General features: G+C 72.6%; 11 protein-coding genes. 8 read left to right on the forward strand and 3 right to left on the reverse strand.

Annotation, left to right across the window (positions count from 1 at the left end):
• Window positions 1-102 precede the first annotated feature (102 nt).
• The 4 genes from SLINC_RS12755 (at window position 103) to SLINC_RS12770 (ending at window position 5,762) form a co-directional block, all read left to right on the forward strand.
• Complete coding sequence (locus SLINC_RS12755; protein WP_079164508.1) at window positions 103-711, forward strand: beta-class carbonic anhydrase; 609 nt, start codon at window positions 103-105, stop codon at window positions 709-711.
• Between the two features lie 238 nt (window positions 712-949).
• Window positions 950-1,984 (forward strand): AAA family ATPase, encoded by a 1,035-nt coding sequence (locus tag SLINC_RS12760; RefSeq protein WP_067431015.1) that lies wholly within the window; start codon window positions 950-952, stop codon window positions 1,982-1,984.
• Window positions 1,984-3,348: a DUF58 domain-containing protein gene (locus tag SLINC_RS12765; RefSeq protein WP_067431019.1), complete on the forward strand. Its 1,365-nt coding sequence runs from the start codon at window positions 1,984-1,986 to the stop codon at window positions 3,346-3,348. Before SLINC_RS12760 ends, SLINC_RS12765 begins: the two co-directional genes overlap by 1 nt.
• Complete coding sequence (locus SLINC_RS12770; RefSeq protein WP_067431021.1) at window positions 3,345-5,762, forward strand: transglutaminase TgpA family protein; 2,418 nt, start codon at window positions 3,345-3,347, stop codon at window positions 5,760-5,762. Before SLINC_RS12765 ends, SLINC_RS12770 begins: the two co-directional genes overlap by 4 nt.
• A 175-nt stretch (window positions 5,763-5,937) precedes the next feature.
• On the opposite strand, the gene SLINC_RS12775 is transcribed toward SLINC_RS12770, so the two are convergent.
• The 3 genes from SLINC_RS12775 to SLINC_RS12785 form a co-directional block, all read right to left on the reverse strand.
• Window positions 5,938-6,339, reverse strand: coding sequence for a DUF3040 domain-containing protein (locus SLINC_RS12775; RefSeq protein WP_067431023.1), 402 nt, complete (start codon window positions 6,337-6,339; stop codon window positions 5,938-5,940).
• A gap of 276 nt (window positions 6,340-6,615) precedes the next feature.
• Window positions 6,616-7,386 carry a methyltransferase gene (locus SLINC_RS12780; RefSeq protein ID WP_067431026.1) on the reverse strand — a complete coding sequence of 257 codons (771 nt, stop codon included), beginning with the start codon at window positions 7,384-7,386 and terminating at the stop codon, window positions 6,616-6,618.
• 183 nt (window positions 7,387-7,569) lie between these two features.
• Window positions 7,570-8,136: an SAV_6107 family HEPN domain-containing protein gene (locus SLINC_RS12785; RefSeq protein ID WP_067431028.1), complete on the reverse strand. Its 567-nt coding sequence runs from the start codon at window positions 8,134-8,136 to the stop codon at window positions 7,570-7,572.
• A gap of 180 nt (window positions 8,137-8,316) precedes the next feature.
• Between SLINC_RS12785 and SLINC_RS12790 the strand changes: the two genes are divergently transcribed.
• The 4 genes from SLINC_RS12790 to SLINC_RS12805 all read left to right on the forward strand — a co-directional run bounded on the left by SLINC_RS12790 (window position 8,317) and on the right by SLINC_RS12805 (window position 13,771).
• Window positions 8,317-9,048 carry an ATP-binding cassette domain-containing protein gene (locus tag SLINC_RS12790; RefSeq protein ID WP_067431029.1) on the forward strand — a complete coding sequence of 244 codons (732 nt, stop codon included), beginning with the start codon at window positions 8,317-8,319 and terminating at the stop codon, window positions 9,046-9,048.
• The gene (locus SLINC_RS12795) at window positions 9,020-11,104 is read left to right on the forward strand and encodes a YhgE/Pip family protein (RefSeq protein WP_067431032.1); all 2,085 of its coding nucleotides are present in this window, start codon (window positions 9,020-9,022) and stop codon (window positions 11,102-11,104) included. The genes SLINC_RS12790 and SLINC_RS12795 overlap by 29 nt, the downstream gene beginning before the upstream one ends.
• Before the next feature lie 59 nt (window positions 11,105-11,163).
• The gene (locus SLINC_RS12800; protein WP_067431035.1) at window positions 11,164-11,793 is read left to right on the forward strand and encodes a TetR/AcrR family transcriptional regulator; all 630 of its coding nucleotides are present in this window, start codon (window positions 11,164-11,166) and stop codon (window positions 11,791-11,793) included.
• 466 nt (window positions 11,794-12,259) lie between these two features.
• The gene (locus tag SLINC_RS12805; protein WP_067431037.1) at window positions 12,260-13,771 is read left to right on the forward strand and encodes a phytoene desaturase family protein; all 1,512 of its coding nucleotides are present in this window, start codon (window positions 12,260-12,262) and stop codon (window positions 13,769-13,771) included.
• Window positions 13,772-13,833: the final 62 nt, after the last annotated feature.

Genomic DNA, 13,833 nt, shown 5'->3' on the forward strand with positions numbered 1-13,833 from the left:
GCGCGTCGCGGAGCCGGACGCGGGCGAAGCGACACATCGGACGGAATCACTCGTGTGGCCGCCCTCGCACCACTCGTGTGGGTTAGCTCACACCAAGACGCGATGGCGTTCTTTGTCCTCTCTCACACCGGGCCGATTCCGGGGGTGACCAGTACCGTCATGGGTATGACGACTTCCGCATCGGTACCCACTGGCTCCAAGGCCGCCATAGCCGGCGGCACCGTCACGGATCGCCTCGTCGAGGCGAACGAGCGGTACGCCGACGCCTTCAGCGACCCCGGCATGGACGCCCGTCCCGTCCTGCACGTCGCCGTGGTGGCCTGCATGGACGCGCGCCTCGACCTGCACGCCGCGCTCGGTCTGGAGCTCGGCGACTGTCACACCATCCGCAACGCCGGTGGTGTGGTCACCGACGACGTGATCCGCTCGCTCACCATCAGCCAGCGCAAGCTCGGCACGCGCAGCATCGTCCTCATCCACCACACCGGCTGCGGTCTGGAGGCGATCACCGAGGACTTCCGCACCGAGCTGGAGATGGAGGTCGGCCAGCGTCCGGCCTGGGCGGTGGAGGCCTTCCGGGACGTCGACCAGGACGTACGCCAGTCGATGCAGCGGGTACGCACCTCGCCGTTCCTGGTGCACACCGATGACGTACGCGGCTTCGTCTTCGACGTGAAGACCGGCCTGCTGCGCGAGGTCGATCCCGCGTAACCGTCGGCGACAGCTGTCGTTTCGCTGTGGATTTCCTGCCACCGGTCGCTCAAAACACCGTAAGACCTGACATAACGCGGGCAGTTGTCCACAGGCGAGTGACACGAAACGGTAACGGCAGCAAGAATGCGGGGTGTGGCGTCGCGCGGAACTTTTCACGCGTGGTGTCCGTGATTCGGGGTGGGCCGGCGGCGCGTCAAGAGCGTCGGTCCGGAAAGAACGGGCCGAGGAGGGCCGGGTGACGACCTATGACGATCGAGCGAGCCTCACTGATCTGACCGCCACTGCGGAGCGAGTCCGCAGTTCGGTGGAGGGTGTGATCGAGGGCAAGCCCGAGGTCGTACGGCTTTCGCTGACCGTACTGCTCGCCGAGGGACATCTTCTGATCGAGGACGTCCCCGGTGTCGGCAAGACCATGCTGGCCAAGACACTGGCGCGCTCCATCGACTGTTCGGTGCGGCGCATCCAGTTCACGCCCGACCTGCTGCCGTCGGACATCACAGGTGTGTCCATCTGGGACCAGCAGCGCAGGGACTTCGAGTTCAAGCCGGGTGCGATCTTCGCGCAGATCGTGATCGGCGACGAGATCAACCGCGCCTCGCCGAAGACCCAGTCGGCGCTCCTGGAGTCGATGGAGGAGCGCCAGGTCACCATCGACGGGCAGACCTACGAGCTGCCCAGCCCCTTCATGGTGGTGGCGACGCAGAACCCGGTCGAGATGGAGGGCACCTACCCGCTGCCGGAGGCCCAGCGCGACCGCTTCATGGCGCGCGTCTCCGTCGGCTACCCCAGCGTGGAGGCCGAGTTGCAGATGCTCGACGTCCACGGCGGGGTGAGCCCGCTGGAGGACCTCCAGCCGGTGGCGCACGCGCACGACATCGTGAAGCTCATCGAGGCCGTCCGCAATGTCCATGTCGCCGAGCCGGTCCGGCGGTACGCGGTGGAGCTGGTCTCGGCCACCCGCACCCACCCGGACCTCAGACTCGGCGCCTCCCCGCGCGCGACGCTGCATCTGCTGCGCGCGGCGAAGGCGTCCGCGGCCCTGAGCGGGCGGGAGTTCGCCCTGCCGGACGACGTGCAGGCACTCGCCGTCGCGGTCCTGGCCCACCGGCTGCTGCCGACCGCTCAGGCCCAGCTGAACCGCCGCACCGCGGAGCAGGTCGTCCAGGAGATCCTCCAGCGCACCGCGGTCCCGGCGGCGCCCCAGCAGGGCACCGGTCTCGGGCTCCGGGGCGCGCCGGCGTATCCGCAGCAGCCGCCGCGGAGGCTGTGATGACCACCGGGGGGCCGGGGCAGGCGGAGGCCGACCGGGGGGACAAGGGCGGTGTGCGTACGGCGCTGGCCGGCCTGACCACCCGGGGCCGGTCCTTCCTGGCTGCCGGGGTCGCCGCGGCGATCTGCGCGTACGTCCTCGGGCAGAGCGACCTGCTGCGGGTCGGCCTGCTGCTGGCCGTGCTGCCCCTGATCTGCGCCACCGTGCTCTTCCGCACGCGCTACCGGGTGGCCGGCAGCCGCCGGCTCTCCCCCGCGCGCGTGCCCGCCGGCAGCGAGGCCCGCGTCCATCTGCGGATGGACAACGTCTCGCGCATGCCCACCGGCCTGCTGATGCTCCAGGACCGGGTGCCGTACGTGCTCGGTCCGCGCCCCCGGTTCGTCCTGGACCGGGTGGAGCCGGGCGGCCGCCGCGAGGTGTCCTACCGGGTCCGCTCCGACCTGCGCGGCCGCTATCCGCTGGGCCCGCTCCAGCTGCGCCTGACCGACCCGTTCGGCATGTGCGAGCTGACCCGCTCCTTCTCCACCTACGACGACCTGACGGTGATCCCGCGCGTGGAGCCGCTGCCGCCGGTGCGGTTCAGCGGCGAGGCCAAGGGCTACGGCGACGGCCGGCACCGCTCGCTCGCCCTGGCCGGCGACGACGACATCATCCCGCGCGGGTATCGCTACGGCGACGACCTGCGCCGGGTGCACTGGCGCTCCACCGCACGCTACGGCGAGCTGATGGTGCGCCGCGAGGAGCAGCCGCAGCGCGCCCGCTGCACGGTGCTGCTGGACACCCGGGGCATCGCCTACCAGGGCGTCGGCCCGGACTCGGCCTTCGAGTGGGCCGTCTCGGGCGCCGCGTCCGTCCTGGTGCACATGCTCGAACGGGGCTTTTCCGTACGGCTGTTGACGGACACCGGCAACTCGGTGCCCGGCGAGGGCGCCGACGGGTTCGCCGGCGCGAGCCAGGAGACGGCCGACGCGGCCGGGCTGATGATGGACACCCTCGCGGTGATCGACCACTCCGACGGCGCGGGCCTGTCCCGCGCCTACGACGTGCTGCGCGGGGGCAACGAGGGGCTGCTGGTGGGCCTCTTCGGCGACCTGGACGAGGAACAGGCCGCGGTGGCCGCCAAGATGCGCCAGCGCAGCGGAGGAGCGATCGCCTTCGTGCTGGACAGTGAGAGCTGGACCCGGGAACCGAGCGATGTGCCCGGCCCGTTGAACAGGGGCGAGGAGCGGCTGCGGATGTTGCGCGAGGCGGGCTGGACGGCCCTGTCCGTGCCGCGCGGCGCGTCACTGGACGGCCTGTGGCGCCAGGCGGACCGGGAGCGCTCGGGCATCGGTGCGAGCGGTGCCGGGGAGGGACTGCGATGAGCGGGCGGGCACGACTGGCGCTGTGCGCCTGGGCGGCCACACTGATGGCCTCGTGCGCCCTGCTGCCGCTCGTGGAGCCGGCCACCTGGATCGTGCAGGCCGGCTTCCTGCTGGCGGTGCAGTCGGGCGTGGGCGCGGCGACCCGGCGGGTTCCGCTGGCGCGGCCCCTGACGGTGCTGGCCCAGGCCCTGGTGGCGCTGGTGCTGCTGACCCTGACCTTCGCGCGCGAACAGGCCTTCTTCGGGCTGATCCCCGGACCGGACGCCTTCGTGCGCTTCGCCGACCTGCTCCGGCAGGGCTCCGACGACATCGCGCGGTACGCGATCCCGGCGCCGCTGGAGTCGGACGGCATCCGGCTGATGCTGGTCGGCGGTGTGCTGATCATCGGTCTCGCGGTGGACACCCTGGCGGTGACCTTCCGCAGCGCGGCCCCGGCCGGCCTGCCGCTGCTGGCCCTGTACTCGGTCGCCGCGGGACTGTCCGAGGGCGGCGCCGACTGGCTGTGGTTCCTGGTCGCGGCGGCCGGCTATCTGCTGCTGCTCCTGGCCGAGGGGCGCGAGCGGTTGTCTCAGTGGGGCCGGGTCTTCGGCGGCTCGCCACGCACCCAGGGCGGCGCGGAGTCCGGCGGGGCGGTGGCCCCGGTCCGTACCGGCCGGCGCATCGGCGTGGTCGCGCTGGGCGTCGCCCTCGTGGTGCCGCTCGCCATGCCCGCGATGAACGGCGGCCTGCTGGAGAACGCGGGTGCGGGCGTGGGCTCCGGCAGCGGAGGCGGCGGCACCATCTCCGCGGTGAACCCGCTGGTGTCCCTCCGCGACAACCTGAACGTGGACGAGGACCGCCAGGTTCTGTCCCTGCGGCCCGAGAAGGACGCGGACCTGTCGAGCCTGTACCTGCGGATCGTGTCCCTGGACGACTTCGACGGCACCACCTGGAAGCCGTCCAAGCGCGGGATCACCGGCGTACCGGACGGCAGGTTCCCGACCCCCGCGGGCCTGTCTCCCGACGTCAAGAGCACGGAGGTCGTCACCACCGTCACGGCGGCCGACGGGTACGCCCAGAACTGGCTTCCGATGCCGTACCCGCCGAGCGGTGTGACCATCAGCGGCAACTGGCGCTACGAGCCGGTGGGCATGACGCTCGTCGGCGACCACGGCCAGACCACGAGCGGTCTGACGTACGAGGTGCGGAGCCTGGACGTCCAGCCGACGGCCCGGCAGCTCGCCGACGCGCCCGAGGCGCCCCCGGCTCTGGTCCGTGAGTACACCGAGCTTCCGTCCTCGCTGCCGGCGGTGGTGGGCGAGACGGCCCGCAGGGTCACCGCGGGGATCACCAACCCCTACGAGCAGGCGGTCGCGCTCCAGAACTACTTCACCGTGACCGGCGGCTTCGAGTACGACACCGAGGTCCAGGTGGGCAACGGCTCGCAGGCGATCGCCCGCTTCCTGAGGGACAAGCAGGGCTTCTGTGTCCACTTCTCCTTCGCGATGGCGGCGATGGCCCGGTCCCTGGGCATTCCGGCCCGGGTCGCGGTGGGCTTCGCGCCCGGCACGGCGGAGGGCGACACGGTGTCGGTGGGCCTGAAGGACGCCCACGCCTGGCCCGAGCTGTACTTCGAGGGGGTGGGCTGGACCCGCTTCGAACCGACCCCCAGCCGGGGCACGGTGCCGTCGTACACCGCACCGGAGGTGCCCGGCAGTTCGCTGCCGAACCCGACGCAGCCGTCCGAGGCGGCCAGTACGGCGCCTTCCGCCGCGCCCTCGGCCAGCGACACCTGCACCCCGGAGCAGAAGAAGCTGAACGAGTGCCAGAGCGAGTCCCCGGCGGCCGCCCTGGGCGACGACAACGACATCTCGTGGTGGGCCGTGGCCGGCCCCTGGTGGTATCTGAGACTGCTGGCCTGGCTCGCCGTCGGGCTGGTGGTCCTGGCGATCCCCCTGGCGCCGATGCTGTGGCGGCTGCGGACCCGAGCGGTACGGCTGGGCGGGCACGGCCGCAGCGAGGCGGACTCGGCACGGCACGCCCTCGCCGTCTGGGAGGAGTTGACCGACACGGCGTGGGACTTCGGGATCGTGCCGGAGGAGTCGCAGACCCCCCGCAAGGCGGCCGCGCGCATCGTCCGGATCGGGCAGCTCGACCCGGCGGCGGCAGCCGGCGTGCACCGCGTGGCGGACGCCGTGGAGCAGGTGCTCTACGCGCCCCGTCCGCGCCCGACGGCGGGGCTCGCGGAGGACGTCCGCCGGGCCACGGCCGGACTGCACCAGACGGTCAGCCGGGCCACGAAGGTGCGCGCGGTGATCGCGCCGCGTTCCACCGTACGAGTGGCCTGGGCGGTCTCGGAGTGGTGGGCGGGCTTCACGGCGCGCATGGCCGAGGCCCGGCCGACACTGCGCAAGCCGTCGGACCAGCGAGGCTGAGCGGCGCCCCCTGGTGGGGCGGCGGAGCAGATGAACGGGCGGGGCCCGGACCACGCGAGACGGTCCGGGCCCCGCCCGTTCATCGAAGAAGTTGGCCGAATTCCTGCGCATGCGTGAGGGGGTGACCACCCGGCCGGGTGGTCACCCCCTCACGTACGGAGAGCTGTTCGTCGAGCTAGTTGCCCTGTTGTTCATCGCGGCGCCGCTGCCAGCGCTGCTCGATACGGTCCATCATGGAGCGCCGCTGCCGTCCCTGACGGCGTGCTGCCTGTGGACCGGCACCGGTGGTCGGCTGCTCACCCGGCTTGGGGGCCTTGCGCCAACCTGTTACTGCGAGTACCGCACAACCCAGCATGACCAGGAAGCCGACCACGCTGAGCCACACCTGCTTGGCGACCATACCGGCCATGAGGAGCGCGATACCCACGAGGAAGCCCGCGACCGCCTGGTAGACCCGACGCCGGGTGTACGTACGCAGCCCGCTTCCCTCGAGCGCCGACGCGAACTTGGGATCTTCGGCGTACAGCGCTCGCTCCATCTGCTCGAGCATTCGCTGCTCGTGCTCCGAGAGCGGCACGGAGTCCTCCTCATCGTGCAGTCGCCGGGGCGACTAGGGGGTCCCTTCAGGATAGGCAGGGAATCGCCCCCGTGAAACCCGCCCCTCTGCGCCAATTGGCCAACCGGAATCCGCCATGAGCGTTCCGACTCGCTGAGGCTTCCATTCCCCAGGAGCCGACCCGTCATGCCGGGCGGCCTCCCTCGATCATACGGCGCTGAGCGCGCGATCGGGGGGCCTGTGGCGTACTCCATCCGCAGCCGCGTCGCTGATCAGCGACGCGGCACGAGAGGCCGCTCAGGCCTCGGCGGCCGCCCGCGTCTCACCGAGCACATGAAGCTGTGTGGCCACGGAGTGGAAGGCGGGGAGCTCGGCCGCCGCCTCCTCCAGCCTCAGCAGCGCCTCCAGGGCTCCGGGCTCGGTGTCGACCAGCACGCCGGGGACGAGATCGGCGAAGACCCGCACGCCGTGCACGGCGGCGACGGCGAGGCCCGCGCCCTCGACCAGTCCGGTGAGCTGCTCGGTGGTGAAGCGGTGCGGCACGGGGTCGCCGGCGCCCCAGCGGCCGTCCGGGTCGCCGAGGGCCTGCCTGGCCTCCTTGAAGTGGCCGGCGAGGGCACGCGAGAGCACGGCCCCGCCGAGGCCTGCGGCGAGCAGGCTGAGGACGCCCTCGGAGCGCAGGGCGGCCACCGCGTTGCGGACGCCCTCGGCGGGGTCGTCCACGTACTCCAGGACGCCGTGACACAGCACCACGTCGTGGCCGGCGCGCTCGACCACGTCGAAGAGGCCGTGGACGTCGCCCTGGACGCCGCGCACCCGGTCGGCGACGCCGGCCTCGGCGGCGCGGCGCTCCAGGGCGAACAGCGCGTTGGGACTGGGGTCGACGACGGTGACGCGGTGGCCCAGGCGGGCGACCGGCACCGCGAAGTTCCCGCTGCCGCCTCCGGTGTCGAGGACGTCCAGCGACTCCCGGCCCGTGGCCTTGACCCGTCGTTCGAGAGCGTCCTGGAGGACTTCCCAGACCACGGCGGTACGGAGAGAGGCGCGGGGTCGCAGCGGGTCCGACACGGCAGTTGACTCCTCGGCGCGGCACCGCCTCTTGCGCGGCGGAGCGATCGGGGTGCCTCTCTCGGCCGCGGACCGCGGCGGGAAGAGGCTTCAGGCGTTCTCCACCCTAATGGGACCCGCAGGGGCGGCGCGCCATCCTCGTTTCCCCCGGTGATCGCCCCGCTCCCCCTGGTGTCCGGCCGGTCAGCCCGCGTCCGGGAAGTCGCGGCCGGTGGTGTCGGTGCCCTCCTGCTGGTCCGCGTCCTGGCGTGGCTGGGGCAGGACCGGCTGGAGGACCAGCATGCGTTCGACGAGGCGGAGGAACATCGCCACGTCGCGTATCAGGTCGTCGGCGTCCCGGCGGCTGGCCGCGCCCTGGATCCCGGCCTCGGCCCGGGCACGGCGCCGGGCCCCGGAGGCGAACAGCGCGCTCCACTCGGTGAGCTCGGGCGCGATCTCGGGGAGCACTTCCCAGGCGCTCCGGATCTTGGCCCTGCGTCGGGCCGAGGGCTCCGGGCGCCCCCGGGCGGCGAGCACGGCGGCGGCGGTGCGCAGGGCGGCGAGGTGGGCCGTGGCGTAGCGCTCGTTCGATGTTTCCAGCGCGGTGGCCTCGTCCAGGCCGGCGCGGGCCTGGGCGAGCAGGTCGAGGGCGGCGGGCGGGGCCGTGGCCCGGCGGAGCACGGGGTGCACGTCGCTCGCCGGGCCGGTCAGTGAGGGGGCAGGGCCGGAGGCGCGGCGCCGACGGGCGGCTGCTGCGTGATAGCTGGCCATGACGAACCTCCTGTCGTCGTGTGACGGCACGCTTCTGATACGAGGTGCCGTATGTGCCCATCGTGAGGTATGGCACTGACAATCCGTTCTGACCTGGGATTTTGCTTCGATCGCAAGTTCGGGCTAACTTTTGCACTGACCAGTCAGTTCAAAAACTTGCCATGCCACCGAGGGGGAATCGTGGGCGCAGTCGGCATCACCGCCGAGAACTTCGGCCTCGAAGGCCCGCGCGGCTGGGCGTTCCGCGGGATCACCGCGTCCGCGGAGCCCGGTTCGCTGATCGCCGTCGAAGGGCCGTCGGGGTCCGGGCGCACCTGTCTGCTGCTCGCGCTCACCGGACGGATGAAGGCCACCGAGGGGACCGCGACCGTGGGCGGGGCCCGGTTGCCGAAGCAGTCGGGGGCGGTGCGCCGGATCGGCGCCCTGGCCCACGTCGCCGGGGTCACCGATCTCGACCCGGCCCTGACCGTCGGGGAGCACCTGCGGGAACGGGCGCTGCTGCACCAGCGGTTCGGCGACTCCCTGCGCGCTCTGCTGCGGCCGCGCGCCGAGCGGTCGGCCCGGTCGGCGCAGTGGGTCGACACCGCGCTGGCCGCCGCCGGGCTCGACCTGGCGGCCCTGCCCAAGGGCCCGCGGACCGCCGTACGCGATCTGGAGCGGCTGGAGGCGGTGCGGTTGTCCGTGGCGCTGGCGCTGATCGGGCGGCCGGGGCTGCTGGGTGTCGACGATGTCGATCTGAAGCTGTCGGGGGCCGAGCGGGCCGAGGCCTGGGCGCTGCTGAGGTCGCTCGCCGAGGACGGGACGACCGTCGTGGCGGTGTGCAGCGAGGCCCCCGAGGACGCCGTGAAGATCTCCACCCGACCGTCCCGGAAGGAGAAGGACGATGCGTTCGCCGCGACTGGCCGCGCTTGAGCTGCGCCGCTTCGGCAGGGGGAAGCTGCCGCGCGCCGCCCTGGTGGCGCTGCTGGTGCTGCCGCTGCTGTACGGCGCCCTGTACCTGTGGTCCTTCTGGGACCCGTACGGCCGCCTGGACCGCATCCCCGTGGCGCTGGTGAACGACGACAAGGGGGCCACCGCCGACGGGAAGCGCCTCACGGCGGGCGACGAGATCACCAAGGGGCTGCGCGAGAGCGACGTCTTCGACTGGCGGGAGGTGAGCGCCGCCGAGGCACGCGCGGGCGTGGAGGACGGCAGGTACTACCTGTCGCTGACCATGCCGGCGGACTTCAGCCGGCGGATCGCCTCCAGTTCGGGCGACTCCCCCGAGACGGGCGCGCTCCAGGTGCGGACGAACGACGCGAACAACTACATCGTCGGGCAGATATCGCGAACGGTGTTCGCGGAGGTGCGGACGGCCGCGTCCACCAAGGCCTCGCGGTCCTTCCTGGACCGGATCTTCGTCTCGTTCTCCGACATCCACGGCGCGACCGTGAAGGCCGCGGACGGGGCCGACGACCTGGAGGGCGGCATCGGCAAGGCGGAGAAGGGCTCCAAGGACCTCGCCGACGGCCTGAAGGACGCCGAGAAGGGCAGTGGCAGGCTCTCCAAGGGGCTGACGAAGCTCGACTCGGGCGCGGGTGACCTCCAGGACGGTTCGCGGCGCGTCGCGGACGGCACGCAGGTTCTCGCGGACAAGGTCAACGGGGTCGCGGACACCGTGGGTCCGTTCCTGAAGGACAACGAGAAGACGATCGGGGACACGGCCCGCCTGGTCGCCGACTCCGCCGGAGCGGTGCGGCACAACCTCGACACCCTGGTGAAGACCGCCCCGACCGCCGCCAAGGGCGCCCACACGGCCTCCGACACCCTGGAGGCGGTCTACAAGGCGCGCTGCACGGACCCCGTCCTGCCGGACGCCGCCTGCGCCGACCTGAAAAAGGCGAAGCAGGCCGCCGCGGACGTGGCGAAGGTCGCCGACGACGTCAACACGCTGGTCGCGGACCAGAACGGCGACCTGAAGAAGCTCGACGGCCACCTCGGCACGCTCCAGAAGCAGGCCCGGGCGCTCGCCGGCCGGGCGCCCCACCTCTCCGAGGACCTCGACGACGCCGTGAAGAAGATCAACAAGCTGAACGAGGGCGCGGGGAAGGTCGCCGACGGCGCCAAGGCGCTGCACACCGGGCTCGGGACGGCGAAGACCGGTGCGACCGACCTGGACGAGGGCGTCGGGGAGCTCAAGACCGGTGCCGAGGACCTGAACGGCGGCATGTACCGGCTCGTCGACGGCTCCGGCAAGCTCTCGCAGGGGCTCCACGACGGCGCCGGGCAGATCCCCGACTACGACAAGAAGGACCGCGACCAGCGCACCGAGGTGATGGCGGACCCGGTCCAGCTGGTCTCCAGGGACCTGCACAAGGCGCCCAACTACGGCACCGGGTTCGCCCCGTACTTCATCCCGCTGTCCCTGTGGGTCGGCGCGATGGTGGCCTACATGCTGATCACCCCGATGAACCGGCGTGCGCTGGCCGCGGGTGCCTCGGCCTGGCGGATCGCGCTGGCGGGCTGGCTGCCGGTGGTGGCGATCGGGGTGCTCCAGACGGTGTCCCTGATGGCGGTACTGCACTGGGCGGTCGGGCTCCAGATGGCGCGGGCGGCCGGGACGGTGGGCTTCCTGTTCCTGGTCACGGCGTGCTTCGCGGCGATCGTGCAGTGGCTCAACGCCCGCTTCGGGGCCGCGGGACGGATCCTCGTCCTCGCCCTCCTGATGCTCCAGCTGACGTCCGCGGGCGGCACGTACCCGGTGCAGACCAGCCCCGGCTTCTTCAACGCGCTGCACCCCTTCCTGCCGATGAGCTACGTCGTCGAGGCGCTGCGCCGGCTCATCACGGGCGGTGGCCTCGGGCCGGTCTGGCAGGCCTGTGCCGTGCTGGCGGCCTTCACCGCGGGCGCGCTGGCGCTGACCGCGGTGTCGGCCCGCCGGCGGCAGGTCTGGACGCTCGACCGGCTGCACCCGGAGCTGACCCTGTGAGCCCCGCGGCGACTCCTCCGGTGCCCCGCCCGGGGGCGGCTCCTGTGAGAATCAGGACCATGGAAAGCAGCAGCGCCACGCCGGGTGTCAGCACGCGCCGCGAGGCCACCCGGCAGAAGCTCTACGAGGCCGCCGTCACGCTCATCGCCGAGCAGGGGTTCTCCGCCACCACGGTGGACGAGATCGCCGAGCGGGCCGGGGTGGCGAAGGGCACGGTCTACTACAACTTCGCGAGCAAGTCCGTCCTCTTCGAGGAGCTGCTGCGGCACGGTGTGGGCCTCCTGGCCGCCTCCTTGCGGGAGGCGGCCGACCGTACCGCCCGCGAGGGCGGCGGCAAGGTGGACGCCCTGGACGCGATGATCCACGCGGGGCTGGTCTTCATCCAGCGCTACCCGTCCTTCACCCAGCTGTACGTGGCGGAGCTGTGGCGCACCAACCGGGCCTGGCAGTCCACCCTGATGGTGGTCCGGCAGGAGGCGGTGGCGGTCGTCGAGGGCGTACTGCGCGAGGGCGTGGACAACGGCGAGTTCAGCGACGAGATCGACATCCCGCTGACCGCGGCCGCGCTGGTCGGCATGGTGCTGGTGGCCGCCCTGGACTGGCAGGCCTTCCAGCCGGAGCGCTCCCTGGACGACGTGCACGCGGCACTGTCCCGGCTGCTCCAGGGCCGGGTGAGCGGCTGCCGCTGAGGGCACTCACGGGCGACGTGGTCCGCGGGTGCGCACACTCCCGTCGGCACACTCCCGTCGGCACACACAGAAGCGCCGGTCCGGTGTGGCCGCGTCCCCCGCGGGCCACCTCGAACCGGCGCCTCCTTGTGCTCCCCCGTTTTCCCCGTGTCCCCCGATTCCCCCCGTTGGGTCCCGTTCGGTCATCTCCGGGTTCCCCCGTGTCTCGCTTCCGCCGGCTCGGCCGACGGAAGGAGCGGATCAGGGGCCGCTCCGTTCCGGCGCCCCGTGTCGCCGGTGCCGGAGCCGCTCCCCTTTCCGTGCCTCCACTCTCTCGTTCACGCAGGTCGCGGCCCATCCGCGCGCGTACTCAACTCACTCACTAGGTACGCGTACTCACCCCTGCGCACTCACACCCAGGACGCGGCGACCGGAGGAGCGACGGCTCGCGGACGGATTGTCGGTGGTGGCCGATAAAGTCGCAGGCATGGCACGGATTGCGGTGATCGGCGCCGGCATGGGCGCGATGGCGACCGCTGCCCGGCTGGCCGTCGCGGGCCACCGGGTGGCGGTGTACGAGCGTACGGACACGTACGGCGGAGCGGTGCGCCGTTTCGAGCGGGACGGCTTCTCCTTCGACACGGGCCCCGGGCTGCTGACCCTCCCGGCGGTCTACCGCGATCTGTTCCTCAAGACCGGCAAGGAGCCGCTGGAGGCGTGCGTCGAGCTGGTCCAGGTCGACCCGTCGTCCCGGCACGTCTTCGCCGACGGCACGCGGGTCTCGCTGCCCAACGCCTCGCGCGCGGGCGTCGTCGCGGCCCTGGACGAGGCGCTCGGTTCGGCTGCCGGGCAGCGCTGGGGCGACTTCCTGGTCCGGGCCCGCGAGGCCTGGGACCGGACCCGCAGACCGCTCCTGGAGGAGCCCCTGTGGCCGAACTGGTCGGTGCTGGCCGAGCGTGAGCCCTACCCGGCGGTCCCCCACAAGCGGCTGCTGCGCACCCGGAGGGCCACGACCCTCGCCGAGGTCGCCGCCTGGGAGCTGCGCGACCCCCGGCTGGCCGCTCTCCTGGAGAGCCACGCCCTGGCGTACGGCCTGGATCCACGCGTCGTCCCGGCGAGCGCGGCCGTCCTGCCGTACATGGAGCACGCCTTCGGTACCTGGTATGTCCACGGCGGGGTACGGGAGTTGGCCCGCGCGGTGTACGAGCGGTGTGTGGCCAGGAAGGTCGAGTTCGTCTTCGGTGCCGAGGTCACCGGAGTGCTGGAGAAGGACGGCCGGGCGGCCGGGGTGGAGCTGGCCGACGGGTCGGTGGCGGAGGCGGACTTCGTGGTCGCCGGCACGGCACCCGCGGTGGTGGGCCGACTGGTCCGGCAGTCGGTGGTGCGGCCCGACGGCGGCGTCCCGGCCCAGCGGGGAGCGGCGAGCCGTCTGATGGTGCTGCTGGCGCTGCGGGGTCCGCGTCCGGAGGGGGCGGCGCACCGGACGGTGGTGCACGCGCCCGACCGGGAGGCCGAGTTGGACGCGCTGTTCGGCACCGCGCCCGGGGCGGACACCCGCCCCACGGTCACCGTCCTGCGTCCCGACGACCCGAAGCTGGTTCCGGACTCCGCCCATGAGGCGGTCACCGTCACATCGGTGGTGCCGGCGCAGACCGGCCGGGGACCGGAGAAGCCGGACGTCGATCGAGGCGTCGAGCACCTGATCGCCGCCGCCGAGCGCGCCGTCCCCGATCTGCGCGAGCGTCTGCTCTGGCACGAGGTCCGCACCCCGGCCGACATCGCCGGGGCGACCGGCGCGGAAGGCGGCCCCGTCCCGGCCCCGGCACTCGCCGCGGGAGACGGCGGCCTGCTGCACCCGTCCAACAGCACAGGAATACCGGGCCTGTTCACCGTCGGAGGCTGGTCGCACCCGGGCGGCGGTCTGGCCCACGCGGGCATGTCCGGGGCACTCGTCGCCGGACTGATCGTCGAGGGGCCGGAGTTCCGCGGCTCCCAGTGACCTCGGGGTCGGGGCGCGGACGGCGGTCCCTCAGGACGGGTACGGCCAGGACGGGTACGGCC

This window comes from Streptomyces lincolnensis, assembly GCF_001685355.1.
GTDB lineage: Bacteria > Actinomycetota > Actinomycetes > Streptomycetales > Streptomycetaceae > Streptomyces > Streptomyces lincolnensis.

Excerpts from the sequence above, each read along its gene's own strand:
- SLINC_RS12800 (WP_067431035.1), top strand. The coding sequence starts at position 11,164 with ATGGAAAGCAGCAGCGCCACGCCGGGTGTCAGCACGCGCCGCGAGGCC.
- SLINC_RS12795 (WP_067431032.1), top strand. The coding sequence starts at position 9,020 with ATGCGTTCGCCGCGACTGGCCGCGCTTGAGCTGCGCCGCTTCGGCAGG.
- SLINC_RS12770 (WP_067431021.1), top strand. The coding sequence starts at position 3,345 with ATGAGCGGGCGGGCACGACTGGCGCTGTGCGCCTGGGCGGCCACACTG.
- SLINC_RS12755 (WP_079164508.1), top strand. The coding sequence starts at position 103 with ATGGCGTTCTTTGTCCTCTCTCACACCGGGCCGATTCCGGGGGTGACC.
- SLINC_RS12765 (WP_067431019.1), top strand. The coding sequence starts at position 1,984 with ATGACCACCGGGGGGCCGGGGCAGGCGGAGGCCGACCGGGGGGACAAG.
- SLINC_RS12785 (WP_067431028.1), bottom strand. The coding sequence starts at position 8,136 with ATGGCCAGCTATCACGCAGCAGCCGCCCGTCGGCGCCGCGCCTCCGGC.
- SLINC_RS12805 (WP_067431037.1), top strand. The coding sequence starts at position 12,260 with ATGGCACGGATTGCGGTGATCGGCGCCGGCATGGGCGCGATGGCGACC.